The organism is Pseudomonas sp. BNK-15 (assembly GCF_047456105.1).
In the GTDB taxonomy this organism is placed as follows: domain Bacteria; phylum Pseudomonadota; class Gammaproteobacteria; order Pseudomonadales; family Pseudomonadaceae; genus Aquipseudomonas; species Aquipseudomonas putida_E.
Genome location: NZ_CP179898.1, coordinates 378,161 through 404,769 on the forward strand (window position 1 = coordinate 378,161; position 26,609 = coordinate 404,769).

Below are 26,609 nucleotides of genomic sequence, written 5' to 3' on the forward strand. Positions count from 1 at the left end.
CGTATGGAGCGAGAGAAAATATGGCGTCCCAGGGCAGGTTCGAACTGCCAACCTTCCCCTTAGGAGGGGGATGCTCTATCCAATTGAGCTACTGAGACACAAGAACCGGCAGCGAACGCTGCACAGCTGGACGGCGAGCATGTTAACCAGAGGGCAGCCGTTTGTCATGCATCTATCGGGCTTTTTGCACGTAGGGCTTTTCCGATGCTCGTGTCAAACGGACACTCCCTGTTGACGCAGCAGGTCGAACAATGCGCTGACCGCCGTGGCCAGTGACCCGGAGTTGTCCAGCGCATGCACGCCGGGATCGGGACAGCCCTGGAGCCTGGCACTACGCGCCAGGCGCTGATCGATCTCTTGCGGTGTCTCCCTGCCTCTGGCAATCAGGCGCGCACGCAACACCTCTGGGTCAACCTCCAGGCGTACTGCCAGCAGACCGGGATAGCGCCTACGCGCCTCGGGCAGATAGCTACGGGAACCGTTGACCAGCACCGACCGCCCTTGCGCGAGCCAAACGTCCACTTGCTTGGGGATCCCATACTCCAGACCGTTGGCCTGCCAATGCATGGCAAATTCCCCTGCCGCTCGCATCGCTTCGAAGCGCTCTGGCGTGACGCTTTGCGCCGCTTCACCTGTGGCTTCTGCGGAACGTGTGATGACTCGCCGGGCAATTTCCACACCCGCGCCAGCCAGTTGCGCGCGAGCGGCCTCGATCAGGGAATCTTTTCCCGAGCCAGAGGGTCCCATCAGATATATCAGCACGCCTGAGGCTTTATCTTGGGAGCTTGCGTCATGTTGCATAGCCACTATGCTCTATGGAAGGAAACCTGCGCATTTTAAGGGTTTTCTCTACACTTTGCCGCGTTTTACGGGTTTTTGACGGCAAAGGGCTGACGGTAAGGCGAACCTGGAAATGCAAAACTTTTCCAACCAGTACTCATTTCTGATAATTGGTACTGGCAAAAAGCCTTTACCGGGATCACTATTTGTCACAGAATTGACGCCAAGGAAACGGCGACCTTGAGGCAAGATGAGCACCAAATTTTCCAGGCGGTTGAACATTTTGTCGTCGCCACGGTCGTACCTGCATCCCGTGCGGCCAATTTGTGAACCGCTTCCCCTGAACCAAAAACCGGTTAATTTATATGCGCCCAATGAAACAGGCTATTTATTCGAGCCGCACCGCTGACAAGTTCGTCGTCCGCCTGCCAGACGGAATGCGTGAGCGCATTGCCGAGGTAGCGCGCAACCATCACCGCAGCATGAACTCCGAGATCATCGCACGCCTGGAGCAGAGCCTTATCCAGGAAGGTGCGCTGGGCGACGAGCTGAGCATGCGCCTGGATAGCCCCGAGCTGTCCCTGCATGAGCGCGAGTTGCTGCAACGCTTCCGTCAGCTGTCCCATCGACAGCAGAACGCGCTGGTCGCCCTCATCGCTCACGATGTGGAAATGGCAGCCGACGCCTCCTGAGGCGCGTAGCGAGAACAAAAAAAGCCAGCGTAAGCTGGCTTTTTTGTTGGGCTGCGCACAGGCCTTGGTGGTGCGGCCAGGCGCATGCCTTGATCGCTCTGGCGTGCACTTCCCAATATCAAAGCAGGAACAGCGTAGCCAGCCCCAGGAAGATGAAGAACCCACCACTGTCGGTCACGGCAGTGATCATCACGCTGGACCCCATGGCAGGGTCGCGCCCCAGGCGCGTCAGCGTCATCGGGATCAACACCCCCATGAGCGCGGCCAGCAGCAGGTTCAAGGTCATGGCCGCAGTCATCACCAACCCCAACGACCAGCTGTCATACAGCCAGAACGCCACAGCACCGATCACTCCACCCCAGATCAGGCCATTGAGCAGCGACACCGCCAGCTCCTTGCGCATAAGGCGGCTGGTATTGCCCGGCGAAACTTGGTCCAACGCCATGGCGCGAACGATCATGGTAATGGTCTGGTTGCCAGAGTTGCCGCCAATACCCGCCACGATCGGCATCAGCGCCGCCAGTGCCACGAGCTTCTCGATCGAGCCCTCGAACAGGCCGATCACACGCGAGGCCAGAAACGCGGTTATCAGGTTGATCGCCAGCCAGGCCCAACGGTTGCGCAATGAACGCCAGACCGAGGCGAAGATGTCTTCCTCCTCGCGCAGGCCAGCCATGTTGAGAACTTCACTCTCGCTCTCTTCACGAATCAGGTCGACCATCTCATCGATGGTCAAACGGCCGATCAGGCGGTCACTCTTGTCCACCACCGGCGCCGAAACCAGGTCATAGCGCTCGAAAGCCTGCGCCGCATCGTAGGCATCTTCGTCGGGGTGGAAGGAGACCGGATCAATCGCCATGACCTCCGCGACCTTCTTGTCCGGATCGTTGACCAACAGACGCTTGATCGGCAACACACCCTTGAGGATACCGTCGTAGTCGACTACGAACAGTTTGTCAGTGTGGTTGGGCAGCTCTTTAAGGCGACGCAGGTAACGCAGAACCACTTCCAGGCTGACATCTTCACGGATGGTCACCATCTCGAAGTCCATCAGCGCACCGACCTGCTCCTCGTCGTAGCTCAACGCCGAGCGCACACGCTCGCGCTGCTGCGCATCGAGGCTTTCCATCAGCTCGTGAACGACATCACGCGGCAGCTCCGCCGCCAGGTCCGCCAGCTCATCGGCGTCCATTTCCTTGGCCGCAGCGAGGATCTCGTGATCGTCCATGTCGGCGATCAGCGATTGACGAACCGAGTCGGAAACTTCAAGCAAGATGTCGCCGTCACGATCCGAGCGCACCAGCTGCCAGACCGTCAGGCGGTCTTCCAGGGGCAATGCTTCGAGGATATAGGCGATATCTGCAGGGTGCAGGTCGTCGAGCTTGCGCTGCAACTCGACGAGGTTTTGACGGTGGACGAGGTTTTCCACCAGGTCGTGGTGATGACCTTCCTGACGGTGGGTCAGGTCCTCAACCACGCGTTGGCGCTGCAACAGTTCGACCACCTGGGCCAGGCGATCCTGCAGGCTCTCTTGTGCTTTCTTTACTTCTACTTCAGTCATAGGCGAACTCCACTCCCAGCAGCGGAGCACGCCGGGGGAATCAATCGGTCAGATCAGGCTGTAAGAATCTTGTTAAGAAGTAACTACTGGGTAAGTCCATGGTGGTATTCCACAAGCCCCGGCGGGGCTGACGGGCGCAATCATACACTGCCTAAGCTGTCAGATCGCTTAAAATTTTGGCCAGAACAATCGTTTGCGCGATAAAGCTATGACAACGCTCGAAGCCATGTGTGCGACGGCACGAGCCAAAGAAAAAACACATGCGGCGCGCAAAGAAGTGTCGGGGGGTTTATTTTCAGTCTAGCGGGCATCACTGATAAATCAGTGAACGGCAGAAAACAAAAAGCCCGCTCAATTGAGCGGGCTTCTTGATATGTGGCGGACTCAGGAGGATTCGAACCTCCGACCGCTCGGTTCGTAGCCGAGTACTCTATCCAGCTGAGCTATGAGTCCGTAGTTGGTAGTTTTAGGCCAGATTACCACTGGCTTACTGAAGTCGCTTTGCAAGCAGAGCCACTTCAAAAGTGGCGGACTCAGGAGGATTCGAACCTCCGACCGCTCGGTTCGTAGCCGAGTACTCTATCCAGCTGAGCTATGAGTCCGTAATTGGTAGTTTTAGACCAGATTACCACTGGTTGCTTGAAGCAGCTTTTTAAGCAAAGCCACTTCAAAAGTGGCGGACTCAGGAGGATTCGAACCTCCGACCGCTCGGTTCGTAGCCGAGTACTCTATCCAGCTGAGCTATGAGTCCGTGTCTTGCCGCGCATTATAGGTCGCTGAAACATTTTTGCAAGAACTTTTTCGTTTAACTTCAACGACTTAGCGTTCTTACCGATTACAGCGCCCTAAGCGAATAATGGCGGTGAAGGGGGGATTCGAACCCCCGATACCCTTATGAGGTATACTCCCTTAGCAGGGGAGCGCCTTCGGCCACTCGGCCACCTCACCGCAACACGAGGCGAATATTAAACAGGCTCTTCCTCGTTTGCAACCCTTTTTTTGAAAAAAACTTCAAAAAAATTAAAGGCTTGGCTCCTCATCCTTCTCTTTCTTGATCCGCAGGTAGATTTCCTCGCGGTGAACAGCCACTTCCTTGGGGGCGCTGACGCCGATGCGCACCTGGTTTCCTTTGACGCCGAGCACCGTCACGGTGATCTCGCCATCTCCAATGATCAGGCTCTCGGCGCACCGACGAGTCAGAATCAACATAGCTTTCTCCTTACGCAAGACATTCAGGGATAACAGTCTGGGAAAAACCGGGCCTGGTCGTGGACGACGACACAGGGGCCCATAGCGCGTCACGCTGGCAGGACAGGGCCTGCGTGACGAGCAGAAACGCGAAGGGCGCGGCAAGCCGCGCCCCTCAAGGCAACGCCTTACTCGCCCTGTCGGGCCGGAGCGTCAAGCTCGAACGCGGTATGCAGCGCGCGAACGGCCAGCTCCAGGTACTTCTCTTCGATGACTACCGACACCTTGATCTCGGACGTGGAGATCATCTGGATGTTGATGCTCTCCTTGGCCAGAGCTTCGAACATGCGGCTGGCAACACCTGCGTGGGAACGCATGCCAACACCGACGATCGATACCTTGGCGATCTTGGTATCGCCGATCACTTCGCGGGCACCGATTTCACGTGCGGTGTTCTCCAGCACGCTGTGGGCCTTCTCGTACTCGTTGCGGTGCACGGTGAAGGTGAAGTCGGTGGTGTTATCGTGCGAGACGTTCTGCACGATCATGTCCACTTCGATGTTCGAGGCGCTGATCGGGCCGAGGATCTTGAAAGCGACGCCCGGAGTGTCCGGCACGCCGCGAATGGTCAGCTTGGCTTCATCACGGTTGAAGGCGATACCGGAAATGATCGGCTGTTCCATGGATTCCTCTTCATCAATGGTAATGAGGGTACCTGGACCCTCCTTGAAGCTGTGCAGCACGCGCAGCGGAACGTTGTACTTGCCGGCGAACTCCACCGAGCGGATCTGCAGCACCTTGGACCCGAGGCTGGCCATTTCCAGCATCTCTTCGAAGGTGATCTTCTCCAGGCGGCGCGCCTGCGGCACGACGCGCGGGTCTGTGGTGTAGACGCCATCGACGTCGGTGTAGATCTGGCACTCGTCAGCCTTGAGCGCGGCCGCCAGGGCCACGCCAGTGGTATCGGAGCCGCCGCGGCCCAGGGTAGTGATGCTGCCGTGCTCGTCGACCCCCTGGAAACCGGCTACAACCACCACACGCCCTTCCTTGAGGTCGGCGCGAATCTTCTGGTCGTCGATCTGCAGGATGCGTGCTTTGTTGTGCGCGCTGTCGGTGAGGATGCGCACCTGGTTGCCGGTGTAGGACACCGCCGGCACGCCACGCTTGATCAAGGCCATGGCCAGCAGGGCAATGGTGACCTGCTCGCCGGTGGACACGATCACGTCCAGCTCACGCGGAACCGGCTGATCGGTGATCTGCTTGGCCAGGTCGATCAGGCGATTGGTTTCGCCACTCATGGCCGACAGCACAACAACCAGGTCGTCGCCCGCTTCACGGTGTTTCTTGACCTTGTCGGCAACCTGCTCGATCCGCTCGATGGAACCGACAGAGGTGCCGCCAAATTTCTGTACGATCAACGCCATTTCAATGGTGCCTCAGCCCATACAGGGCCTCAAAAAAACCATCCAACATGGAGGGGCCGGTGACTAGACCACCGGCCCCTCCATCTCAAAGTCCCTGCTCTGCGAACGGCACGGCCAGCGCCAGGGCCTGGTCCAGCGCAGCGACGTCGACGCCACCGCCCTGAGCCATGTCCGGACGGCCACCGCCCTTGCCACCCACTGCCGCAGCGGCTTGTTTCATCAGGTCACCAGCCTTGAGTTGGCTGGAGAGGTCTTTGGTCACGCCGGCCACCAGCACGACCTTGCCCTCATGCTCGCTGCCCAGCAGGATCACTGCGTGGCCGAGCTTGTTCTTCAGCTGATCGACCAGGGCCAGCAAGGCCTTGCCATCCTGCCCATCCAGGCGGGCGGCGAGGACCTTGGCACCCTTGACCTCAACAGCCGCACTGGAGAGATCATCCCCTGCGGCGCTGGCGGCCTTGGCCTGCAGCTGTTCCAGCTGCTTCTCCAGCTGACGGTTGCGCTCGAGCACAGCCGACAGCTTGTCGATCAGGTTGTCACGGTTGCCCTTGACCAACTGCGCGGCTTCCTTGACCTGCTCTTCGGCAGCGTTCAGGTAAGCCAGCGCGGCAGCGCCGGTAACCGCTTCGATACGGCGCACGCCAGAGGCCACGCCACCTTCGCTGATGATCTTGAACAGGCTGATATCGCCGGTGCGCTTGGCGTGGATCCCGCCGCACAGCTCGACGGAGAAATCGCCACCCATGCTCAGCACGCGCACGGTATCGCCGTATTTCTCGCCAAACAGGGCCATCGCGCCTTTGCGCTTGGCGGTTTCGATATCAGTGACTTCAGTTTCCACCGGGGTGTTCTTGCGCACTTCACGGTTGACGATGTCTTCCAGAGCCTTGATCTGCGCAGGCGTCACCGCCTCGAAGTGGCTGAAGTCGAAACGCAGACGCTGGCTGTCGACCAGCGAGCCCTTCTGCTGCACGTGCTCGCCCAACACCTGACGCAGCGCTTCGTGCAGCAGGTGAGTGGCCGAGTGATTCAGCGAGGTGGCGTGCTGCACTTCGGCATCGACCTTGGCTTGGACCGGAGAACCGATCACCAGCGCGCCGCTGGCGACCACGCCATGGTGCAGGAAAGCGCCGCCGGTCTTGGTGGTGTCTTGCACGTCAAAGCGTACGGCGCCCGACTGCAGGTAGCCGGTGTCACCAACCTGGCCACCGGACTCGGCATAGAACGGGGTGCGGTCCAGCACCACGACGCCCTGCTCGCCCTCGCCCAACTGGTCGACCGACTGGCCGTCCTTGTACAGCGCAATGACCTTGCCCTGACCTTCGGTGGCGTTGTAGCCGACGAAATCGGTAGCGGTGTCGACCTTGACCAGGCTGTTGTAATCCATGCCGAAGGCGCTGGCGGAACGGGCGCGCTCACGCTGGGCATCCATTTCACGCTCGAAGCCCGCTTCATCGATGGTCAGCTCGCGCTCTCGGGCGATGTCGGCGGTCAGGTCCATCGGGAAGCCGTAGGTGTCGTACAGCTTGAACACCACGTCACCCGGCACTACGTCGCCCTTGAGCTGGGCCAGGTCCTGCTCGAGGATGCGCAGGCCCTGCTCGAGGGTCTTGGCGAACTGTTCTTCTTCGGCCTTGAGCACGCGCTCGATGTGCGCTTGCTGGCTCTTGAGCTCCGGGAACGCCTCGCCCATCTCGGCAGCCAGGGCGGCGACGATCTGGTAGAAGAAGCTGCCCTTGGCGCCCAGCTTGTTACCGTGACGGCAGGCACGACGAATGATGCGGCGCAGCACGTAGCCACGGCCTTCGTTGGACGGCAGCACGCCGTCTGCGATCAGGAAGCCGCAAGAGCGGATGTGGTCTGCCACGACTTTCAGCGAAGCCTGACCGTCGTTGCTGCAGCCGATGGCCTTGGCCGCAGCGCTCAGCAGGTTCTGGAACAGGTCGATCTCGTAGTTCGAGTGCACGTGCTGCATGACCGCACTGATGCGCTCCAGGCCCATGCCGGTATCCACCGACGGCGCTGGCAGCGGGTGCAGCACGCCATCGGCAGTGCGGTTGAACTGCATGAAGACGTTGTTCCAGATCTCGATGTAGCGGTCGCCGTCTTCTTCAGGGGAACCGGGTGGGCCGCCCCAGATATCGGCACCGTGGTCGTAGAAGATCTCGGTGCAAGGCCCGCACGGGCCGGTATCGCCCATGGTCCAGAAGTTGTCGGAGGCGTAAGGGGCGCCTTTATTGTCACCGATGCGCACCATGCGCTCGGCCGGCACGCCGACTTCCTTGGTCCAGATGTCGTAGGCTTCGTCGTCGCTGGCGTAGACGGTGACCCAGAGATTTTCCTTGGGCAGGTTCAGCCACTTGTCGGAAGTCAGGAAGGTCCAGGCGAACGTGATCGCATCGCGCTTGAAATAGTCGCCGAAGCTGAAGTTGCCCAGCATCTCGAAGAAGGTATGGTGACGCGCGGTGTAACCGACGTTTTCCAGGTCGTTATGCTTGCCGCCGGCGCGCACGCACTTCTGGCTGCTGACCGCACGGGTGTAGGCGCGCTTCTCGGCACCGAGGAAGCAGTCCTTGAACTGGTTCATGCCTGCGTTGGTGAACAGCAGGGTCGGGTCGTTGTTCGGGATCAGCGAACTGGAGGCGACTCGGGTATGGCCCTGCTCTTCGAAGAAGCGAAGGAAGGCTTCACGGATTTCTGCGCTTTTCATAGGTTCTTCCACGGAAACGGCGGCCCTGGTGGGCAAACGCGTCGACGAAACGACGGCAAAGGGCCGCATTATATCGGTCCTGCAATCTCGGTGCAGTGTGTTTATGCGATGCAAAGCGTCGATTGGACGGCTTTTAAGGCTCATGCAAACGAAAATGACATGACCGGATGCTAAATGCAGGCTTTTGCCGCTGGCAAGCCAATTACCGCTCAAGGGAAGGGAAAATGGAACAGGCGGTGAATTAAATGGTTTTCATGGGCAGCATTCAGCGACGACTGGCCGTTGTAGAAGCGCCCTTGCGCGACAAAAGGCCGCTCCTGCAAGGCAATGCGCAATCTCAGCCCAGGCGCTGCCCCGAGTCCGGGACGATGAGAATGCCGGCGCGCAGCCCGTTCTTGACCTTGGGATTGGGAAAGATGATCCGCGCCCCCTCCTCCTCCACCACCCAGCGCATTTCGGCCAGGTCCTCGGCCAGCAGATAACCTTTGCTCAGCTCGGAGAAGTTCTCGATATCCACCGGCAGGTGCAGGCGGAAGCCCTCACTGTGCTTGATGATCTCGCGAGCCACACTGAACAGTTTAAGACCATCGAGCGAATCTTCGGCCTCAGGCTCATTGCCTTCGATGATCTGGATCAGGCGCTCCTCCAGCTTGTCGAGGTTGACCTGCTCGTTCTGCCCGAACGGCCGTGCCTTGCCAAGCTCCAGGGTGAATGCCTCTGCATCGAGCTGCTCATAGGTGAAAGCACTGAAGGTGATCGATGACTTGCTCTGCAGCAGCACCGCCTCCATGCCGGCAGCAGCCAGGCGAGCCAGCTCGCGGCGGGAATGCTTGCGCCCCTCTTTGTAGGGGTAAAGGGCAAACTGCTCGATCTTGGAGCCACGAATGGCGGTATGCAGGTCGTAATGCAGGCGGGTACGCTCGGGCTTGCTGAAGAACACCCGGGCGAACTGCTCAAGTTCCGCGGCACGCAATGCCTCGAAACCACTGGAAAGCTCGTGACGACCATTGAACAGGCGGTTGATGTCCTGCTCGATGAAGCGCTCGCCCTTGCGGATGGCCGCAGGGTTGCCGAACAGGAACATCACACGCGAACGCGGCTTGATCTTGCCATTGGCCACGCCATGCAGCAGCCGTTCGAGCAATTCGATCGGCGCCGTTTCATTGCCATGGATACCGGCCGACAGCAGCAGGTCCAACCCGCAATCGTCGCCCTCGGGCGGACGCACCTCAAGTGCGCCCTCCCCCAGCCAGCGTAAACGCACGCCCTTGGGTGTGACTTGGGTCTTCTCGGCCGGCTCATGATCGGTCAGGGTCAGCTCAAGCAATTTGCCAAGGGCGAGCATAGGCGCTTCCTTAGTGGTCGTGGCCGCAGCCGGGGCCATGGACGTGGTCATCGTCTTCACCGACTTCTGCCGGTTCCATCTCCAGCTGCAGGCTGACCAGGTTGGTAGCCATCGGGCGCAGCAGCAGGTTGGCGTACTCGGTGTCGTTCTCATCGACGTCGACACCGATCAGCAATTGGCCACGGCCGTCTTGCTGAATCCACACTTCCTTGCCCTGCCAGACAACGGCAAAGCGGGTGCAGGAGGTTTCCAGCTGGGTGCCGTCTACATCTTCAAGGATCAGGCGCAGGGCGTCGGTCATTACAAAATCTCTCTTCAAGGTTGGCGTTGGAACGGATAGACCGAGCCCAACTTCAGAATCTGGGTCAACTCATCCAGCGCCGTACGGCATTCGACCAGCAACTGCGGGTCGGCAAGGTCCGCTTCGCCCAGGCGGTCGCGGTAGTGCTTGTCGACCCACTGCAACAGTGTGTCGTACAGCGGGGCGGTCATGATAACGCCTGGATTGACCGCCGCCAGTTCCGATTCCTTCAAAGCCACGCGCAAGCGCAGGCACGCCGGGCCGCCGCCGTTCTGCATGCTTTGCTTGAGGTCGAACACCTTGACCTCCTTTACCGCGCCACCCTGGCTGGTCAGTTGCTGCAGGTACGCCCAGACGCGCTCATTGTTGCGGCACTCCTCAGGCACCACCAGCAGCATCGAGCCGTCGTCGCGGCTGAGCAGCTGGCTGTTGAACAGGTAGGAACGCACCGCATCCTCTACCGCCACCGCTGCCCGTGGCACACGGATGGCCTGGAAGTTGCCACCCTTGCTGGCCAGTTTAGCCTGCAGCTGGCCAAGCACCGCGTCAGTCTCAAGGAAAGCATCTTCGTGGTAGAACAGCACCTCGCCATTGCCCACCGAAATCACATCGTTGTGGAATACACCCTGATCGATCACTGACGGATTCTGTTGAGCGTAGACCACACCGTCATCGCTCAGACCGTGAAGCCGTGCTACGGCCTGTGAAGCTTCCAGGGTCTGGCGCGCCGGATACTTCTGCGGCGCGGGATAGCGGCCGTCGAACGCGCTGCGACCGTAGACGAAAAACTCAACGCCCGGCTCGCCGTAGCTGCGGCAGAAGCGCGTATGGTTGGCCGCGCCCTCGTCGCCGAACTGCGCCACGGCAGGCAGCGCCGGGTGATGGGCAAAGTGCTGCTCATTGCTGAACATGGCGGCCAGCACACGGCTGGTGGTCGGATGCTCGATGCTGCGGTGGTACTTGCAGTTGAGGTTGGCCGCGGTGAAATGCACGCGGCCATCAGCGGTGTCGGCGCTGGGGCTGACGGTGGCCGCGTTGGCCACCCACATGCTCGATGCCGAACAACTGGCGACCAGCAGCGGCATGGCCTCTTTGGCCGCGCGCTGGATGACTTCGGCATCGCTGCCGCTGAAGCCCAGGCGACGTAACGCCGCTACGTCGGGGCGCTCCTGCGGCGCCAGCACACCCTGCTTGAAGCCCATGTCGGCCAGCGCTTTCATCTTTGCCAGGCCTTGGCGCGCCGCTTCACGCGGGTTCGAGGCCTGCTGGCTGTTGCTCTGCGAGGCCACGTTACCGTAGGACAGGCCGCCGTAATTGTGGGTAGGCCCCACCAGGCCATCAAAATTCACTTCATAGGATTTCATCGGCTAGGCTCCGTGACCTGTTGTTATAGGGTGACGCCCGGCGTCAGGGTCGCCGGCAGGGCAAGGCTGGCAGTCTCCAGCGAAGCCACGGGGTAAGCGCAGTAATCGGCGGCGTAATAGGCGCTGGCGCGATGGTTGCCACTGGCGCCTACCCCCCCGAACGGCGCGCTGCTGGCGGCACCGGTCAGTTGCTTGTTCCAGTTGACGATGCCGGCGCGGCTGCGCAGCCAGAAGTACTGGTAGCGGGCACGGGAGTCTGACAACAGCCCGGCGGCCAGGCCGTACTGGGTGTTGTTGGCCTCGTCGATGGCGGCATCGAAGTCGGTGTAACGAATCACCTGCAGCAGCGGGCCGAAAAACTCTTCGTCGGGCCGGTCGGCCACGGCGGTGACATCGATGATGCCCGGGGTCAGCAGTGCGGCATCGGCCTGGGGCTGGGTCATCTCCAGCAACTGGGTAGCGCCCTTGGCGAGCAGCTCAGCCTGCGCCGCGACCAGCGCCCGCGCAGCCTGCAGCGAAATCACCGAACCCATGAAGGGTGCCGGCTGCTGATCAAAAGCGCCGACCGTGATGCTTTTGCACACCTCGACCAACCGTATGACCAGGGCATCGCCCCAGGCGCCCTGCGGCACCAGCAGGCGGCGAGCACAGGTGCAGCGCTGCCCTGCGGAGATGAACGCCGACTGGATGATCGTGTATACCGCCGCGTCGAGGTCCTTGACCTCATCCACCACCAACGGGTTGTTGCCGCCCATTTCCAGGGCGAGGATCTTGTCCGGACGGCCGGCGAACTGCTGGTGAAGCAGGTTGCCGGTACGGCTGGAGCCAGTGAAGAACAAGCCATCGATACCTGGGTTGGCAGCCAGCGCCACGCCCGTTTCACGTGCGCCCTGCACCAGGTTGAGCACGCCGGCAGGCAGGCCCGCGGCGATCCAGCAATTGACTGTCAGTTCGGCGACCTTGGGGGTCAGCTCGCTGGGCTTGAACACCACACAGTTACCGGCCAGCAGCGCCGGGACAATGTGCCCATTGGGCAAGTGGCCGGGGAAATTGTAGGGGCCGAACACCGCCACCACTCCGTGGGGCTTGTGCCGCAGTACGGCGGTAGCATCGGCCAGCGGGCCGCTTTTCTCACCCGTGCGCTCGCGGTAGCTCTGTATCGAGATCGCGACTTTGTTGACCATGCTGGTGACTTCGGTAGCCGACTCCCACAGCGGCTTGCCGGTTTCCTCGCCGATGCAGTAGGCCAGTGCCTCGGAATGCTGCTTGAGCTGCTCGGCGAACTTTTCCAGCACGTCGATGCGCGCCTCCAGGCTCAGTTGCGCCCAGGCCGGAAAAGCCTGACGCGCGGCCTGCACGGCAGCGTCGACCTGGCCGGCATCGGCGCCCTGCCCTTGCCAGACAACGGCTTGCGTGACCGGGTTGAGCGACTGCAGGGCTTCACCCTGGCCGGCCTGCCAGCTGCCGGCGATGTAATGCGTGGTCATTTACTGGGCCTCCCGGCTTGCCGACAGCGGCACGGCGCGAACGTTGTCGCCAGCGCCCATGCGCAGGCGCTTGGCGGTTTGCGGGTCGACCACCAGGGTGCCCGCAGCCAGACGTGCGGGCGCGGCAGTGATACGGCAGTCATCGCGCTTGCGGTTATGGATGATGTAAGGGGTTGCGTCATCGCCAGGCGTACCGACGGCCAGCACCAGGGTCTGGCTCTCGCGTACGGCACGGATCTTCGAGGTTTCGCACTCGATGGCCGGGCCTGCGTCGAAGATGTCGACATACCCCTGGTAGCTGAAGCCTTCCTGCTTGAGCATGGCCAGGGCAGGCTCGGTATCGGTGTGCACACGGCCGATGACGCTGCGCGCAGCCTCCGACAGGAAGCAGGTGTACAACGGGAACTTGGGCATCAGCTCGGCAATGAACGACTTGTTGCCCACACCAGTGAGGTAGTCGGCCTGGCTGAACTCCATCTTGAAAAAGTGCCGCCCAAGGCTCTCCCAGAAGGGCGAACGGCCCTGCTCGTCAGACATGCCACGCATTTCGGCGATGATCTTGTTGCCGAACAACTCCGGGAACTCGGCGATGAACAGCATGCGCGCCCGCGACAGCAAGCGGCCATTGAGCCCGGAGCGGTGGTCGCTACGCAGGAACAACGAGCACAGTTCGGAGTTGCCGGTCAGGTCGTTGGCCAGGAACAGGGTGGGGATTTCGCGATAGATGTTCAGCTCCTGCGAGGCGCTGACGGTCAGGCCAACCCGGTAGTTGTACCAGGGCTCGCGCAGGCCGACGGCCCCGGCGATGGCACTGATGCCGACCACCAGGCCTTCGTCGTTCTCCAACACGAACAGGTAGTCGGTGTCACCGCGCTCGGCCTCACCACGGAAGCTCTTCTCGGCCCAGCCGACACGATGCCCGAGGCGCTCCTCGTTGGCCGGCAAGGTGGTCAGCCCGGTGGTACCGGTGCTGCGTGCCAATTCGATCAGCGCAGGTAAATCGCTGCTGCGTACAGGACGAACGATCATGCTATCTCCTTGTGCGGCAACTGTAGCTACCGCAAAACTCTCTGTTCCCAGACCTCAGACCGCGACCAGGCGCACGCTGGCGCCCTCGCCCACACCCAGCGCCTCGGCAGCCTCTGCACTGAGGCTGACCGGCTTGCCCGGCACCCAGTCCAGTTCGACCAGCACCGCGCGGTAATCCTGCAGTTGGCCGTTGCACACCAGGTACGGGCGCCCGCCCTTGACCGGCCCTTCCTCGAGCTTGACCGGCACCACCCTGCTCTGGGCGATCGAGCGGATGCCCGAGGCACGCGCATGCAAGGTCGGGCCGCCATCGAAGATGTCGATATAGTGCTCGGTCTCGAAGCCCTCACGCATGAGGATGTCGAAAGTGATCTGCGCGCGCGGATGCACCTGGCCCATGGCTTCCTGGGCAGCGTCCGGCAGCAGGGGCACATAGATCGGGTAGTGCGGCATCAGTTCGGCGAGGAAGGTACGGCTTTTCAGGCCGCACAGGCGCTCGGCGTGGGCATAGTTGAGGTCGAAGAAGTTGCGCCCGATGGCATCCCAGAACGGCGACTCGCCTTGCTCGTCGCTGTAACCGACGATTTCGGTGACCACCGAGTCGGCAAAGCGCTCCGGGTGCGAGGCCATGAACAGCAAGCGGCCACGCGAATTCAGCTCGGCCCAGCCACTGTTCACCAGTTCAGGCAGGACATAGAAGCTGGTCAGCAGGCTGTTGCCGGTGAGGTCATGGCACAGCGACAGGACGTGGATCTTGTTGTGGATCTTCAGTTCGCGGGAGGCGTGCACGAAGGTTTCGTTGCGAAAACTGTAGAACGGCTCGGAGTAGCCTGCCGAGGCGACGATTGCCGAGCAACCGGCGAGCTTGCCGGTGACACTGTCCTCGAGCACGAAGAAGTAGCTTTCTTCGCCATTGAAACTGACTTCGGCAGCGAACGACGTTTCCGAGGCGGCGATCTTGTCGCCCAGACGGGCAGCGTCGTCCGGCAGCGAAGTGACACCAACGGGGCTGTCGGCAGCCATGCGCTGCACTTCGTTAAGATCAGCCATTTGCGCGGGGCGCATCACCAGCATGGTGTCACTCCTTTGGAAAAACTGGCCGCTTTCGCGGCACGGAAAAACGGCGGGCGCGTGTTGAGTCTGCAAGCACGCGCCCGCACTGGAATTCTGCTATCGCCGGCCCGCTCGGGGCCGGCGAAAGGACCGCCGGCGAATCAGGCCTGGGTCAGTTTGGCCACAGCCCGCTCGAAGCGGTCCAGGCCTTCATCGATATCAGCATCTTCGATCACCAGGCTCGGCGCGAAGCGCACCACGTCCGGGCCGGCCTGCAGCACCATCACGCCTTCCTTCTCGGCGGCATTGAGGATGTCCTTGGCCTTGCCCTGCCAGGCTTCGGTCAGCACGCAGCCGATCAACAGGCCGACACCACGCACCTGCGAGAACAGGCCGGCCTGCTGGCCGATCTTCTCCAGACGCACCTTGAAGCGCTCGTGCTTGGCTTTGATACCGGCCAGGGTTTCTGGGGTGTTGATCACATCCAGCACCGCGCAGGCAACGGCACAACCCAACGGGTTACCGCCATAGGTAGTGCCGTGGGTGCCGACCGCCAGATGCTTGGCAAGCTCACTGGTGGTGAGCATGGCGCCGATCGGGAAACCACCACCCAGGCTCTTGGCGCTGGTCAGGATGTCCGGCGTCACGCCGTAGTGCTGATAGGCGTACAGCGAGCCGGTACGGCCCACACCGGTCTGCACTTCATCGAAGATCAGCAGGGCGTTGTGTTCGTCACACAGCTTGCGGGCGCCTTCCAGGTACGCCTTGTCGGCCGGGACCACACCGCTCTCGCCCTGGATCGGCTCGATCACCACGGCGCAGGTCTTGTCGGAAATCTGTGCCTTCAGCGCTTCCAGGTCGTTGTAGGGCACATGGCTGATGCCGGTGATCTTCGGGCCGAAACCGTCCGAGTACTTCGGCTGGCCGCCGACACTGACGGTGAACAGGGTGCGACCGTGGAAGCTGTTCACGGCGGAGATGATTTCGTGCTTGTCGGGACCGAAGCGGTCATGGGCCACACGACGGGCCAGCTTGAAGGCGGCCTCGTTGGACTCAGCGCCGGAGTTGCAGAAAAAAGCACGGTCGGCAAAGGTGGCATCGACCAGTTTATGTGCCAGGCGCAGTGCCGGTTCGTTGGTGAAGACGTTGGAAACGTGCCAGAGGGTATTGGCCTGGTCGGTCAGGGCCTTGACCAGTGCCGGATGGCAGTGGCCCAGGGCGTTTACCGCAATGCCACCGGCAAAGTCGATGAGCTCGCGACCCGACTGGTCCCATACGCGGGAACCCTCGCCTCGCACAGGAATGAAGGCCGCCGGAGAATAGTTGGGGACCATGACCTGGTCGAAATCGGCACGTTGCACCGGGGCTTGCTCAACGGACATCTGAGTCTCCTGAAGAGGAACGCTGGCCTGGAAGTGGCGAGCGATGGGGGGATTGTAAGGACTGATCTGCGCCTGTCCTTGCGGCCAAGCGACAACTTGTTACAGCGCAAAACCCAGTTTTACCCAGGCTTTCGGCAATGCGACAAACACTGTCGCAATCGCGCAGTGTAACGGCAGAGCGGGACTGGGTGAACGGGTGTTCACATAAGAAGACATGCCGGCTGTACCGGCGGCAACCCGATCAGTATGAGAGCCGGCCTGCCGGCGATGGAAGCGCATTGCGCAGGGAAGCTTTCAGCCCTTTTCGGCAGGCGCCGAACTCAATTCGAAGGGGCTGCTGTTACGCCGCTGGTTGCGGTCTTCCCGTGGCGTGGCGCCAAAGAAATTGCGGTAGGCGCTGGAGAAATGCGGGCCGGAGGAGAAACCACAGGAAAGGCCGATCTGGATGATCGATTTGCTGGTCTGCATCAGCATCTGCCGCGCCTTGTTCAGCCGCAACTCCAGGTAATACTGGCTGGGCACGCGATTGAGGTACTGCTTGAAGATGCGCTCCAGTTGCCTGCGCGATACGCATACATGCTGAGCGATTTCGTCGGTGGTCAGCGGCTCTTCGATGTTGGCTTCCATCAACAGCACCGCCTGGGTCAGCTTCGGATGGCTGGAGCCGAGGCGGTTCTGCAGCGGAATGCGCTGACGTTCCCCCCCTCACGGATGCGCTCGACCACCAGCTCCTCGGAAACCGCACCCGCCAGCTCAGCCCCGTGATCACGCGCCAGCAATGCCAGCAGCAAGTCGGTCACCGCCATACCGCCGCAAGCGGTCAGGCGATCACGGTCCCAATCGAACAGATGGCTGGTGGCGATGACCTTGGGGAAGCGCTCGGCAAAATCGTCTTGCCAGCGCCAATGCACCGCTGCGCGGTAACCATCGAGCAGGCCGAGCATGGCCAACGGATATACACCCGCAGACAGCCCGCCAATGATGCAGCCGCTACGTGCCAATTGCTTGAGGGCCGAGGACAGCGCCGGCCCCAGCGCCTGGGGCAGCTCGTCAGCGAGCAGGAACAGTTTGTGACAACCCTCCAGGCGCCCGTTCCAGGGCTCGCCCGGCAGGCGCCAGGCACCCTCCTGCGCAGGCTCGGCCTGCAGAAAGGCCAGCTCGTAAACCACATCAGGATGTACCCGCTGGGCCACCAGCAATACTTCCTCCGCCAGCGCCAACGTCAAGGGCTTGGTGCTTGGCCAGATGAGAAAACCGATTCGCTGGGTGGTCATAGGGTAAGGTCCGAAACCTGAAGTCGTTCGAGTCTGTGGCGCCAAGGCAGACTGCGCACTGCTGCGCAGCATGCCCTATTCTGGTGCGAAGGTGCAGCCTTTACTTCAGGCTGCCAGAGAGAAACTGCTTGAGCCGCTCCGATTGCGGGTTGGCCAGCACTTCGCGCGGGCAGCCGGTCTCTTCGACCAGGCCTTTGTGCAGGAACACCAACTGGTTGGACACTTCGCGGGCAAAGCCCATCTCATGGGTCACCACCACCATGGTCCGGCCTTCCTGGGCCAGGGCCTGCATGACCTTTAGCACATCGCCGACCAGTTCGGGGTCGAGCGCCGAAGTCGGCTCGTCGAACAGCATCACTTCAGGCTCCATCGCCAGCGCTCGGGCAATCGCCACACGCTGCTGCTCACCGCCGGACATATGCCCCGGGAAAGCATCCTTGCGATGGGCGACGCCCACCTTGGCCAGATAATGTTCGGCTTTTTCCAGGGCTTCTTTCTTGTTTACGCCAAGCACGTGCACCGGCGCCTCGATGACGTTTTCCAGCGCGGTCATGTGCGACCACAGGTTGAAATGCTGGAACACCATCGACAGCCGCGAGCGCATGCGCTGCAGCTGGCGCGGGTCGGCAGCCTTGAGCGCGCCGTCCTTGCCGGCGACCAGCTTCAGCTCTTCGTTGTTGAGCAGTATCTTGCCGGCGTGCGGCTGCTCGAGCAGGTTGATGCAGCGCAGGAAGGTCGACTTGCCCGAACCGCTGGAGCCGATAATGCTGATCACATCGCCTGCCTTGGCCGCCAGGGACACACCCTTGAGCACTTCATGGCTGCCGTAGCGCTTGTGCAGGTCTTGGACTTCTAGTTTGTACATGCTGTCGGTTCTCACAGAGCGTTCAGTGCTTGCGCGGCGCCAGGTAGCCGAGCCAGCGGCGTTCGGCCATCTTGAACAGGCGCACCAGGATGAAGGTCAGGCACAGATAGAACACGCCCGCCGTGATGTAGGCCTCGAAAGGCAGGTAGTACTGGGCATTGACCGTACGTGCGGCACCGGTGATGTCGATCAGGGTCACGATCGACGCCAGGCTGGTGGTCTGCAGCATCATGATCACTTCGTTGCTGTACTGCGGCAACGCCCGGCGCAGGGCCGACGGCAGCAGGATGCGACGGTACATCTTCATGCGGGACATACCCATGGCCTTGGCCGCCTCGATCTCGCCGTGCGGGGTAGCCTTGAGGCTGCCGGCGATGATTTCGGCGGTGTAGGCACTGGTGTTGACGGCAAATGCCAGGCACGCACAAAACGTGGCGCTCGATAGCAATGGCCAGAAGATGCTTTCGCGCACTGCCTCGAACTGAGCCAGGCCGTAGTAGATCAGGAACAGCTGCACCAGCATCGGCGTGCCGCGGATCACATAGGTGTAGAGCCAGGCCGTGAGGTTGACCACCGGCTGCTTGGACACCCGCATCAAGCCCAGCGGCACAGCCGCCAGCAGGCCGAAGAACAGCGATATCGCCAGCAGCTTGAGGGTGGTCAGCAGGCCGCCGAGGTACAGCGGCATGGCCTCCCAGATGACGTTGTAATCGAAAATCATAGCTCAGCCACCTTGACGCCCACCGAGTAGCGCTTCTCGAGATACTTCAGTGCCAGCAGCGAGACACTGGTCAGCACCAGGTACAACGCCGCCACCGCCAGGAAGAAGGTGAAGGGTTCGCGGGTGGCGTCTGCCGCCTGCTTGGCCTTGAACATCATGTCCTGCAGGCCGACCACCGAAATCAGGGCCGTCGCCTTGGTCAGTACCAACCAGTTGTTGGTGAAGCCCGGGATCGCCAGGCGGATCATCTGCGGCACCTGAATGCGGAAGAATACCTGCCGGTTGCTCATGCCATAGGCCGCGCCAGCTTCGGCTTGGCCCTTGGGAATACCCAGGAACGCACCTCGGAAGGTTTCTGACAGGTAGGCGCCAAAGATGAAGCCCAGGGTACCGATGCCTGCGACCAGCGGGTTCAGGTCGATGTAGTCGTCATAGCCCACCAGCGGCCCCAAACGGTTGATGATGTCCTGCCCGCCGTAGAAGATCAGCAGGATCAGCACCAGGTCCGGAATACCCCGGATCACGGTGGAATACATATCGCCCAACCAGGCCAGCCAGCGCACCGGCGACAAGCGCAGCGCCACGCCAATCAGGCCGAGCACAATGGCCAGGGCCATCGACGACAGGGCGAGCTGCAGCGTCAGCCACGCCCCGTCGAGGATGACTGCCCCGTAGCCTTTCAACATGATGAGGTCCTCGACCTAAAGAATGAAAAATGGTGCAAACCTCAGAGCCTCTGCTGTTTGCACCATTGCACAGGTGAAACTCGACGTGTTACTTCGAGTCTGGACCGTAGATGTCAAAGTTGAAGTACTTGTCCTGGATCTGCTTGTACTTGCCGTTTGCACGGATCGCGTCGATGGCCTTGTTGATACGCTCGCGGTTGGCATCGTCACCTTTGCGCACGGCGATGCCGATGCCGTCACCGAAGTATTTCGCGTCGGTGAACGAAGGACCAACGAAGGCAAAGCCCTTGCCGGCGTCGGTTTTCAGGAAACCGTCTTCCAGCAGGGTGGCATCAGCCACGGTGCCGTCGAGGCGGCCAGCGGCCACGTCGAGGTAGATTTCGTTCTGGGTGCCGTACGGAACCACGGTGGCACCTTTGGCGCCCAGCACTTCCTTGGCGAAGCGGTCGTGGATCGAGCCGCGCTGCACGCCGATCTTCTTGCCTTTGAGTTCATCCAGGCTGTCGCTGACGGTAGCGCCGTCCTTCATCACCAGGCGCGCTGGGGTCAGGTAGTAGCGCTTGGTGAAATCGACCGATTTCTTGCGGTCATCGGTAATCGACATGGACGACAGGATGGCGTCGATCTTGCGCACCTTCAGCGCCGGGATCAGGCCGTCGAACTCCTGCTCGACCCAGGTGCACTTGGCTTTCATCTCTTCACACAGGGCGTTGCCGATGTCGTAGTCGAAACCGGCGATGCTGCCGTCGGGCTGCTTGAAGGCGAAGGGTGGGTAGGCCGCTTCGATACCGATTTTCAACGGTTTTTCATCAGCCTGCGACACCAGGGAAAACACGGAAAGCGCCAGGGCGCCAAGCAGTGCGAGCTTCTTCATCAGGTAACTCCATCGGTACGGGGCATTACAAGGCAGGAGTAACAACTGCCCGATATGCGAATGGGTACAACGCGAGCCGCGCAGGGTTCGACCAAGGTCGCAGACCACGAGCGAGTGAGTGGCATTTTAACGACAGCCCGGTAGTCGATATTTCTTCAAAGCGACAACTACTTACAGAAGCGCTTGAAACGGCAGCGGGCGAGGTTGACAGCCTTTGCAAGATATGCAAGAGCGCAAGGAAAATAACCTATAGAACTAGCAATTACTGGGCCTATTATTGGCAAAGCCTTGTACGACGGCAAGTGTAGCGTGCTGCACTGCAAGAAATGGCGCCGCGAACGCACCGAAACGGGTCATGAGTGTTCCCGCTCGCCCCGCAGCTGTGCGTAATCGGTGACAGAAGAGTTACCGATGAATGTCGGGTAACAGTAAAGCAAAAACCCCGCCGGTTGCCCGTGCGGGGTTTTCGTGCGAAGCAGGACTGCCCTGCAGTCCCGCTCATTTCATCAGGCCGACGCCAGGTTCATTGCCTTGTGGGTATCAATCAAATGCTGCACCACGCCCGGGTCGGCCAGGGTGGAGATATCACCTAGCGAGCCGTATTCCGCCGTGGCGATCTTGCGAAGGATACGTCGCATGATCTTGCCCGAGCGCGTCTTCGGCAGCCCTGGCGCCCACTGGATCACATCTGGCGAGGCAATCGGGCCGATCTCCTTGCGCACCCAGTTCTTCAGCTCCAGGCGTAGCTGCTCGCTGGGCTCCACGCCGGCATTGAGGGTCACGTACACATAGATGCCCTGCCCTTTGATATCGTGCGGCACCCCCACCACCGCAGCCTCGGCCACTTTGGCATGGGCGACCATGGCGCTTTCGATCTCTGCGGTACCCATACGGTGGCCGGAAACGTTGAGCACGTCATCCACCCGGCCCGTGATCCAGTAGTAGCCATCCTCGTCACGGCGCGCGCCGTCACCGGTGAAGTACATGCCGCGGAACGTCTTGAAGTAGGTATCGACGAAGCGGTCATGATCGCCATACAGCGAGCGAGACTGGCCCGGCCAGGAATCGAGGATCACCAGGTTGCCCTCGGCGGCACCATCGATCAGGTTGCCCAGGTTGTCCACCAGCGCCGGCACCACACCAAAGAACGGACGGGTCGCAGAACCCGGCTTGAGGCCCGTGGCGCCCGGCAGCGGGCTGATCAGGATGCCGCCGGTCTCGGTCTGCCACCAGGTGTCGACGATCGGGCAACGCTCCTTGCCGACGGTCTTGTAGTACCAGTTCCAGGCCTCAGGGTTGATCGGCTCACCGACCGAACCCAGCAGGCGCAGGCTCGAGCCGTCGGCACCCTCAACGGCCGCCTGCCCTTCGGCCATCATGGCGCGAATCGCTGTAGGTGCGGTGTAGAGGATGTTGACCTTGTGCTTGTCGACGATCTTCGACACCCGGGTAATGTCCGGGTAGTTAGGTACGCCCTCGAACAGTAGCGTGGTCGCACCGTTGGCCAGCGGCCCGTAGACGATGTAGCTGTGGCCGGTGACCCAACCGACGTCAGCGGTGCACCAGTAGACCTCGCCGGGGCGGTAGTCGAATACGCGTTCGTGGGTCAGCGCGGCGTACACCAGGTAACCACCGGTGGTGTGCAGCACGCCCTTGGGCTTGCCGGTTGAGCCGGAGGTATAAAGAATGAACAGCGCCTCCTCGGCACCCATTTCCTTAGGCGCGCAATGGCTGGAGGCCACCTTCATCAGGTCTTCGTACCAGATATCTCGGTGCTGGTGCCAGGCAATGTCACCACCGGTGCGCTTGCACACGATGATTTTCTGCACGCTGTTGGTTTCAGGGTTGGTCAGCGCCAGGTCCACGTTGGCCTTGAGCGGAGTACGGCGGCCACCGCGCAAACCTTCGTCGGCGGTGATCACCACCTTGGACTTGCAATCGATGATGCGCCCGGCCAGCGCTTCAGGCGAGAAGCCGCCAAACACCACCGAGTGAATCGCACCGATGCGGGCACAGGCCAGCATGGCAACCACGGCCTCAGGGATCATCGGCATGTAGATGGTCACTACATCCCCACGGTGCACGTCCTGCCCGCGCAGGGCGTTGGCGAATTTGCAGACCTGCTCGTGCAGTTCGCGATAGGTAATGTTGCGGTGCTCGGAAGGGTCGTCACCTTCCCAGATGATTGCCAGTTGGTCGCCGCGCTCTTCGAGGTGGCGGTCCAGGCAGTTGGAGGAGACGTTGAGAGTGCCGTCGGCAAACCACTTGATATCGACATGGTGATCGTCGAAGGAAGTCTGCTTGACCTTGGTGAAAGGCTTGATCCAGTCAATGCGCTGGGCCTGCTCACGCCAGAAGCCGTCCGGGTTGATCACCGATTGCTGGTACATGGCCTTGTAGGTGGCCTCGTCGGTCAGGGTAGTGGCCGCAACCTCGGGACGAACGGGATACAGTGGAGCCGCACTCATCTGTGTTACCTCGGTGTAATAGTTGTTTTTGTATGGAACCGTTTGTAACTGTACCAGAGCGGCAAAAGCCATACGACGATGGTAGTAACGCGACAGGTTGCGCACCTTGTGGACGGCCGGAAAGGCTCTAGGCCGCAGCTGGCAACCCGGCGAGAGGGGAAGGCAAAAGATTTTCCCGGGGGATTGTTACAGTTTCTGTCAAAAGGCGAAAAAACTTTATCAAAACGCCCACTGTTTCCCTTAATTACCGAAGCATAAGATTCACTACGCCAGCAACGGCAAAGGCGATTAACAACTGGTAACAGTCACAGCCCCCACGAAGGCAACTCGTTAATCGCGCTCTAATCCGATAGTTGAAAACTTGGCTGTATTCGCGGTGCCACAAGCGCCGCGTGCCCCCTCACGACCTTAGACAGGTAAATAGAAAATGAAAGCGTTACTGGTATTGGTACTTGGTAGTCTTTGCAGCGCGGCAATGGCCGATGAAGCAAAGGATGCCGAGCAGATTCCGGTTGAACAGTACAGTTATTCGCAGCACCTGGATATCGCCCGCGTCATCTCCATGAGCGAAGTGCCAAACGTGTGCGAAGTCGTGCCGGCCCGCATGACCTACGAGGATTCCAAGGGTCAGAAGCACATTCTCGAATACCGCGTCATGGGTAACGGCTGTTCCAACGGCTGATGAATGATTTGGGCCCTGCGGGGCCCATTCGTCACCCATCCCACGATGAACAGTGTTGAGTTTAATCCACCCGCCACTCCGTCACTCATTCGACTTGCCCAACGAATAATCCCGCAACTTGTTGGCAATGGTTGTATGTGAAACACCCAGTCGCTTGCCCAGCGCCCGGCTACTTGGATATTCCCCGATCAGACTTTCCAGTACAGCTTTTTCAAAGCGCCCGACAATCTGCGAAAGATCACCTTCAAGGGTAAATTCACCCAAGGGTTGCCGCACGCCGTAATCCGGCAGGCGGATATGCTCGCCTTTCACTATTCCGCCTTCGCACAGCGATACCGCCTGGAACAATACGTTTTCCAGTTGCCGGACATTGCCCGGCCAATGGTAGTGCGCCAGTTTGTCCATCGCCGCAGGCGCCAGGCGCGGCAGGGCACAACCAATCTGCCGGCTGGCCTGATCGAGAAAGTGCTGCACCAACCCCTCCAGGCCGTCCATGCACTCGCGCAACGGCGGTATGTGCAACGACAACACATTGAGGCGATGGTACAGGTCCTGGCGGAATTCGCCCCGAGCGCACAATTCGGAAAGGTCCACCTGGGTTGCGCAGATCACCCGTACATCCAGGTACACCTCCTCATCACTGCCTACACGACGGAAGCAGCCGTCCTGCAGAAAGCGCAGCAGCTTCACCTGCAGGCGAGGGCTCATCTCCCCCACCCCATCGAGGAACAGTGTCCCACCAGCAGTCAACTCCAGCAGGCCCAGTTTGCCTTCGGCGCGCGCGCCCTCGAACGCACCGGGGCCATAACCGAACAGCTCGGTTTCCGCCATGGACTCTGGCAGGCCGGCACAATTGAGGGCCATCAAAGGCGCCTGCCCCCGCGGGCTGGCAAGGTGGCAGGCACGCGCCAACAGCTCCTTGCCGGTACCTGTCTCGCCTTCGATCAGCAACGGTGCATCCAGCGGCGCCATACGCCGCGCCTCACGCACCACCGCCGCCATCACACGCGAGCTTTGGAAGATGCTGTCGAAACCGCGCAGCTCCTGCTTGCGCACGTTATAGATGCGCTCGCCGATGCGGTCGGCACGGTGCAGGGTCAACACCGCGCCAGCCAATGCCTCGCTGTCGTCATGCTCGGACTGCAAAGGTGCGATGTCGGCCAGAAAAATGTCACCTTTGACCTTGACCCGCAGGCCATTGATTCGCGATTTGTTGGCCCGCACCAGTTCCGGCAGGTCGAAGTCCTCGACATAGCGCGCCAATGGGATGCCCGGCACCTCGTCGACCCTCACGCCCAGCAACTGCGCGGCGGTGCGGTTGGCGGCGACGATGCTGCCGCCCATGTCGACCGACAGCACCGGGAAATCCAGCGCCCCCAGCAGCGCGTTGAGCTCCATGTGCCGTCGCTCACTGGGCATCAGGCCGACGCGCTTGACCCCGAAGACCCCGGCGATGGACTCGAATTTCGGGCGTAGAGCCTGGAACTGCAGATTTATCAGGTTCGGGCAATGCAGGTAGATGGCATTGCCATGGTCGCCACCGACCTCACCACGGAGCACGTTGATACCGTACTCCACCAACAGGTTGAGGATGTCGCGAAGGATGCCGATGCGGTTCTGGCAATGCACTTTGATACGCATGAAAGCTCTCGAAGCGGCGAGGTTTTTAAACCGGCCGCATAATATTCGTAAAGAAAAGCTGACAAAAACACAGCAAGGGCCAGCTCAATACACCGAATTTTCCGCGATGCCGCCATGTTTGTAAAATTATCGTTACGAAAAACGCCTTGAAACTGCAGTTCAGGCGTTCTGACACCGCGTGCAATCGGGCAGATGAAGGGATATTTCTTAGGTATGTCGTGGACATAACAATAAAAGCCCTCACTAGGAGAGCCACATGAAACAGACGCAATACGTGGCGCGCGAGCCCGATGCGCAAGGCTTCATCGACTACCCGCAGCAAGAGCATGCGGTATGGAACACGCTGATCACCCGCCAGCTGAAAGTCATCGAAGGCCGGGCATGCCAGGAGTACCTGGATGGCATCGATCAGCTCAAGCTGCCCCATGACCGCATTCCGCAACTGGGCGAGATCAACAAAGTGCTGGGCACCACCACCGGCTGGCAGGTTGCCCGTGTGCCGGCACTGATCCCCTTCCAGACCTTCTTCGAGCTGCTGGCCAGCAAACGCTTCCCGGTCGCCACGTTCATCCGCACCCCACAAGAGCTGGATTACCTGCAGGAACCGGACATCTTCCACGAGATCTTCGGCCACTGCCCGCTGCTGACCAACCCCTGGTTCGCCGAGTTCACCCACACCTATGGCAAGCTGGGCCTGGCCGCGACCAAGGAACAGCGCGTGTACCTGGCGCGCCTGTACTGGATGACCATTGAGTTCGGCCTGATGGAGACCGCACAAGGCTGCAAGATCTATGGCGGCGGCATCCTCTCTTCGCCCAAGGAAACCGTCTACAGTCTGTCCGGTGAGCCGGAGCACCAGGCCTTCGACCCGATCGAGGCCATGCGCACCCCCTACCGCATCGACATCCTGCAGCCCCTGTACTTCGTGCTGCCGAACCTCAAGCGCCTGTTCGACCTGGCCCACGAAGACATCATGGGCATGGTCCAGCAAGCCATGCAGCTGGGGCTGCATGCGCCGAAGTTTCCACCCAAGGTCGCCGCCTGAGCGACCTTGCCGACAACAACTCGAATCGGAAAACACC

At 60.8% G+C, this 26,609-nt stretch carries 21 protein-coding genes, 5 tRNA genes and 1 pseudogene; 3 read left to right on the top strand and 24 right to left on the bottom strand.

Annotated features, from left to right (window positions below; all coding sequences use genetic code 11):
- Positions 1 to 21: 21 nt before the first annotated feature.
- Both ACMGF5_RS01605 and phnN read right to left on the bottom strand, forming a co-directional pair.
- A tRNA-Arg gene (locus ACMGF5_RS01605) sits at positions 22 to 98 on the bottom strand.
- 115 nt (positions 99 to 213) lie between these two features.
- The gene (phnN, locus tag ACMGF5_RS01610) at positions 214 to 801 is read right to left on the bottom strand and encodes a phosphonate metabolism protein/1,5-bisphosphokinase (PRPP-forming) PhnN (protein ID WP_174142109.1); all 588 of its coding nucleotides are present in this window, start codon (positions 799 to 801) and stop codon (positions 214 to 216) included.
- Positions 802 to 1,145: 344 nt separating this feature from the next.
- On the opposite strand from phnN, the gene ACMGF5_RS01615 reads away from it, so the two are divergent.
- Positions 1,146 to 1,472 (top strand): Arc family DNA-binding protein, encoded by a 327-nt coding sequence (locus ACMGF5_RS01615; protein ID WP_003254499.1) that lies wholly within the window; start codon positions 1,146 to 1,148, stop codon positions 1,470 to 1,472.
- A 118-nt stretch (positions 1,473 to 1,590) separates the two neighbouring features.
- On the opposite strand, the gene mgtE is transcribed toward ACMGF5_RS01615, so the two are convergent.
- The 21 genes and pseudogenes from mgtE to acs all read right to left on the bottom strand — a co-directional run bounded on the left by mgtE (position 1,591) and on the right by acs (position 23,204).
- Positions 1,591 to 3,033 (bottom strand): magnesium transporter, encoded by a 1,443-nt coding sequence (mgtE, locus tag ACMGF5_RS01620; RefSeq protein WP_012315589.1) that lies wholly within the window; start codon positions 3,031 to 3,033, stop codon positions 1,591 to 1,593.
- A 376-nt stretch (positions 3,034 to 3,409) separates the two neighbouring features.
- Positions 3,410 to 3,486: transfer RNA gene (locus ACMGF5_RS01625), tRNA-Arg, on the bottom strand.
- Between the two features lie 72 nt (positions 3,487 to 3,558).
- Positions 3,559 to 3,635: transfer RNA gene (locus ACMGF5_RS01630), tRNA-Arg, on the bottom strand.
- Between the two features lie 72 nt (positions 3,636 to 3,707).
- A tRNA-Arg gene (locus ACMGF5_RS01635) sits at positions 3,708 to 3,784 on the bottom strand.
- Between the two features lie 106 nt (positions 3,785 to 3,890).
- Positions 3,891 to 3,981: transfer RNA gene (locus tag ACMGF5_RS01640), tRNA-Ser, on the bottom strand.
- A gap of 72 nt (positions 3,982 to 4,053) precedes the next feature.
- Positions 4,054 to 4,242: a carbon storage regulator CsrA gene (csrA, locus tag ACMGF5_RS01645; protein WP_003254503.1), complete on the bottom strand. Its 189-nt coding sequence runs from the start codon at positions 4,240 to 4,242 to the stop codon at positions 4,054 to 4,056.
- 167 nt (positions 4,243 to 4,409) lie between these two features.
- Complete coding sequence (locus ACMGF5_RS01650) at positions 4,410 to 5,645, bottom strand: aspartate kinase (protein WP_119687577.1); 1,236 nt, start codon at positions 5,643 to 5,645, stop codon at positions 4,410 to 4,412.
- An 85-nt stretch (positions 5,646 to 5,730) separates the two neighbouring features.
- Positions 5,731 to 8,355, bottom strand: coding sequence for an alanine--tRNA ligase (gene alaS, locus ACMGF5_RS01655; protein ID WP_414157526.1), 2,625 nt, complete (start codon positions 8,353 to 8,355; stop codon positions 5,731 to 5,733).
- Between the two features lie 337 nt (positions 8,356 to 8,692).
- Entirely contained in the window at positions 8,693 to 9,700 is a 1,008-nt protein-coding gene (gene astE / locus ACMGF5_RS01660; protein ID WP_046785389.1) for a succinylglutamate desuccinylase, read from the bottom strand.
- A gap of 10 nt (positions 9,701 to 9,710) precedes the next feature.
- Entirely contained in the window at positions 9,711 to 10,001 is a 291-nt protein-coding gene (locus tag ACMGF5_RS01665; RefSeq protein ID WP_161871244.1) for a topoisomerase II, read from the bottom strand.
- A gap of 14 nt (positions 10,002 to 10,015) precedes the next feature.
- On the bottom strand, positions 10,016 to 11,365 hold the full coding sequence (astB, locus tag ACMGF5_RS01670) for an N-succinylarginine dihydrolase (RefSeq protein WP_119687579.1): 1,350 nt from the start codon (positions 11,363 to 11,365) through the stop codon (positions 10,016 to 10,018).
- 23 nt (positions 11,366 to 11,388) lie between these two features.
- A complete protein-coding gene (gene astD / locus ACMGF5_RS01675) occupies positions 11,389 to 12,852 on the bottom strand; it encodes a succinylglutamate-semialdehyde dehydrogenase (protein ID WP_119687580.1) in 1,464 nt (487 codons plus the stop codon).
- The gene (gene astA, locus ACMGF5_RS01680) at positions 12,853 to 13,881 is read right to left on the bottom strand and encodes an arginine N-succinyltransferase (RefSeq protein WP_012315596.1); all 1,029 of its coding nucleotides are present in this window, start codon (positions 13,879 to 13,881) and stop codon (positions 12,853 to 12,855) included.
- Between the two features lie 54 nt (positions 13,882 to 13,935).
- The gene (gene aruF / locus ACMGF5_RS01685; RefSeq protein ID WP_046785392.1) at positions 13,936 to 14,955 is read right to left on the bottom strand and encodes an arginine/ornithine succinyltransferase subunit alpha; all 1,020 of its coding nucleotides are present in this window, start codon (positions 14,953 to 14,955) and stop codon (positions 13,936 to 13,938) included.
- A 140-nt stretch (positions 14,956 to 15,095) separates the two neighbouring features.
- Complete coding sequence (locus tag ACMGF5_RS01690) at positions 15,096 to 16,316, bottom strand: aspartate aminotransferase family protein (RefSeq protein WP_119687581.1); 1,221 nt, start codon at positions 16,314 to 16,316, stop codon at positions 15,096 to 15,098.
- 294 nt (positions 16,317 to 16,610) lie between these two features.
- Positions 16,611 to 17,590 (bottom strand): annotated as a pseudogene (gene argR / locus ACMGF5_RS01695) (transcriptional regulator ArgR).
- Positions 17,591 to 17,690: 100 nt separating this feature from the next.
- A complete protein-coding gene (aotP, locus tag ACMGF5_RS01700; RefSeq protein WP_012315600.1) occupies positions 17,691 to 18,455 on the bottom strand; it encodes an arginine/ornithine transport ATP-binding protein AotP in 765 nt (254 codons plus the stop codon).
- 22 nt (positions 18,456 to 18,477) lie between these two features.
- Positions 18,478 to 19,176 carry an ABC transporter permease gene (locus tag ACMGF5_RS01705; protein ID WP_115274156.1) on the bottom strand — a complete coding sequence of 233 codons (699 nt, stop codon included), beginning with the start codon at positions 19,174 to 19,176 and terminating at the stop codon, positions 18,478 to 18,480.
- Complete coding sequence (locus tag ACMGF5_RS01710) at positions 19,173 to 19,862, bottom strand: ABC transporter permease (RefSeq protein WP_012315602.1); 690 nt, start codon at positions 19,860 to 19,862, stop codon at positions 19,173 to 19,175. The genes ACMGF5_RS01705 and ACMGF5_RS01710 overlap by 4 nt, the downstream gene beginning before the upstream one ends.
- 88 nt (positions 19,863 to 19,950) lie before the next feature.
- Positions 19,951 to 20,736: an ABC transporter substrate-binding protein gene (locus ACMGF5_RS01715; protein ID WP_115274155.1), complete on the bottom strand. Its 786-nt coding sequence runs from the start codon at positions 20,734 to 20,736 to the stop codon at positions 19,951 to 19,953.
- A gap of 506 nt (positions 20,737 to 21,242) precedes the next feature.
- On the bottom strand, positions 21,243 to 23,204 hold the full coding sequence (gene acs / locus ACMGF5_RS01720; RefSeq protein WP_204918600.1) for an acetate--CoA ligase: 1,962 nt from the start codon (positions 23,202 to 23,204) through the stop codon (positions 21,243 to 21,245).
- 427 nt (positions 23,205 to 23,631) lie between these two features.
- On the opposite strand from acs, the gene ACMGF5_RS01725 reads away from it, so the two are divergent.
- On the top strand, positions 23,632 to 23,886 hold the full coding sequence (locus ACMGF5_RS01725) for a DUF2790 domain-containing protein (RefSeq protein ID WP_012315605.1): 255 nt from the start codon (positions 23,632 to 23,634) through the stop codon (positions 23,884 to 23,886).
- An 81-nt stretch (positions 23,887 to 23,967) separates the two neighbouring features.
- Here the strand turns inward: ACMGF5_RS01725 and ACMGF5_RS01730 are convergent, their stop codons facing one another.
- The gene (locus ACMGF5_RS01730) at positions 23,968 to 25,527 is read right to left on the bottom strand and encodes a sigma-54-dependent phenylalanine hydroxylase transcriptional regulator PhhR (RefSeq protein ID WP_046785398.1); all 1,560 of its coding nucleotides are present in this window, start codon (positions 25,525 to 25,527) and stop codon (positions 23,968 to 23,970) included.
- Between the two features lie 256 nt (positions 25,528 to 25,783).
- Between ACMGF5_RS01730 and phhA the strand changes: the two genes are divergently transcribed.
- Complete coding sequence (phhA, locus tag ACMGF5_RS01735) at positions 25,784 to 26,572, top strand: phenylalanine 4-monooxygenase (protein WP_046785399.1); 789 nt, start codon at positions 25,784 to 25,786, stop codon at positions 26,570 to 26,572.
- The last annotated feature ends 37 nt before the right edge of the window (positions 26,573 to 26,609 follow it).

Bases quoted from the DNA above. Each gene is read 5' to 3' on its own strand.
- phnN (WP_174142109.1), bottom strand. From the start codon at position 801: ATGCAACATGACGCAAGCTCCCAAGATAAAGCCTCAGGCGTGCTGATA.
- ACMGF5_RS01615 (WP_003254499.1), top strand. From the start codon at position 1,146: ATGCGCCCAATGAAACAGGCTATTTATTCGAGCCGCACCGCTGACAAG.
- mgtE (WP_012315589.1), bottom strand. From the start codon at position 3,033: ATGACTGAAGTAGAAGTAAAGAAAGCACAAGAGAGCCTGCAGGATCGC.
- csrA (WP_003254503.1), bottom strand. From the start codon at position 4,242: ATGTTGATTCTGACTCGTCGGTGCGCCGAGAGCCTGATCATTGGAGAT.
- ACMGF5_RS01650 (WP_119687577.1), bottom strand. From the start codon at position 5,645: ATGGCGTTGATCGTACAGAAATTTGGCGGCACCTCTGTCGGTTCCATC.
- alaS (WP_414157526.1), bottom strand. From the start codon at position 8,355: ATGAAAAGCGCAGAAATCCGTGAAGCCTTCCTTCGCTTCTTCGAAGAG.
- astE (WP_046785389.1), bottom strand. From the start codon at position 9,700: ATGCTCGCCCTTGGCAAATTGCTTGAGCTGACCCTGACCGATCATGAG.
- ACMGF5_RS01665 (WP_161871244.1), bottom strand. From the start codon at position 10,001: ATGACCGACGCCCTGCGCCTGATCCTTGAAGATGTAGACGGCACCCAG.
- astB (WP_119687579.1), bottom strand. From the start codon at position 11,365: ATGAAATCCTATGAAGTGAATTTTGATGGCCTGGTGGGGCCTACCCAC.
- astD (WP_119687580.1), bottom strand. From the start codon at position 12,852: ATGACCACGCATTACATCGCCGGCAGCTGGCAGGCCGGCCAGGGTGAA.
- astA (WP_012315596.1), bottom strand. From the start codon at position 13,881: ATGATCGTTCGTCCTGTACGCAGCAGCGATTTACCTGCGCTGATCGAA.
- aruF (WP_046785392.1), bottom strand. From the start codon at position 14,955: ATGCTGGTGATGCGCCCCGCGCAAATGGCTGATCTTAACGAAGTGCAG.
- ACMGF5_RS01690 (WP_119687581.1), bottom strand. From the start codon at position 16,316: ATGTCCGTTGAGCAAGCCCCGGTGCAACGTGCCGATTTCGACCAGGTC.
- aotP (WP_012315600.1), bottom strand. From the start codon at position 18,455: ATGTACAAACTAGAAGTCCAAGACCTGCACAAGCGCTACGGCAGCCAT.
- ACMGF5_RS01705 (WP_115274156.1), bottom strand. From the start codon at position 19,176: ATGATTTTCGATTACAACGTCATCTGGGAGGCCATGCCGCTGTACCTC.
- ACMGF5_RS01710 (WP_012315602.1), bottom strand. From the start codon at position 19,862: ATGTTGAAAGGCTACGGGGCAGTCATCCTCGACGGGGCGTGGCTGACG.
- ACMGF5_RS01715 (WP_115274155.1), bottom strand. From the start codon at position 20,736: ATGAAGAAGCTCGCACTGCTTGGCGCCCTGGCGCTTTCCGTGTTTTCC.
- acs (WP_204918600.1), bottom strand. From the start codon at position 23,204: ATGAGTGCGGCTCCACTGTATCCCGTTCGTCCCGAGGTTGCGGCCACT.
- ACMGF5_RS01725 (WP_012315605.1), top strand. From the start codon at position 23,632: ATGAAAGCGTTACTGGTATTGGTACTTGGTAGTCTTTGCAGCGCGGCA.
- ACMGF5_RS01730 (WP_046785398.1), bottom strand. From the start codon at position 25,527: ATGCGTATCAAAGTGCATTGCCAGAACCGCATCGGCATCCTTCGCGAC.
- phhA (WP_046785399.1), top strand. From the start codon at position 25,784: ATGAAACAGACGCAATACGTGGCGCGCGAGCCCGATGCGCAAGGCTTC.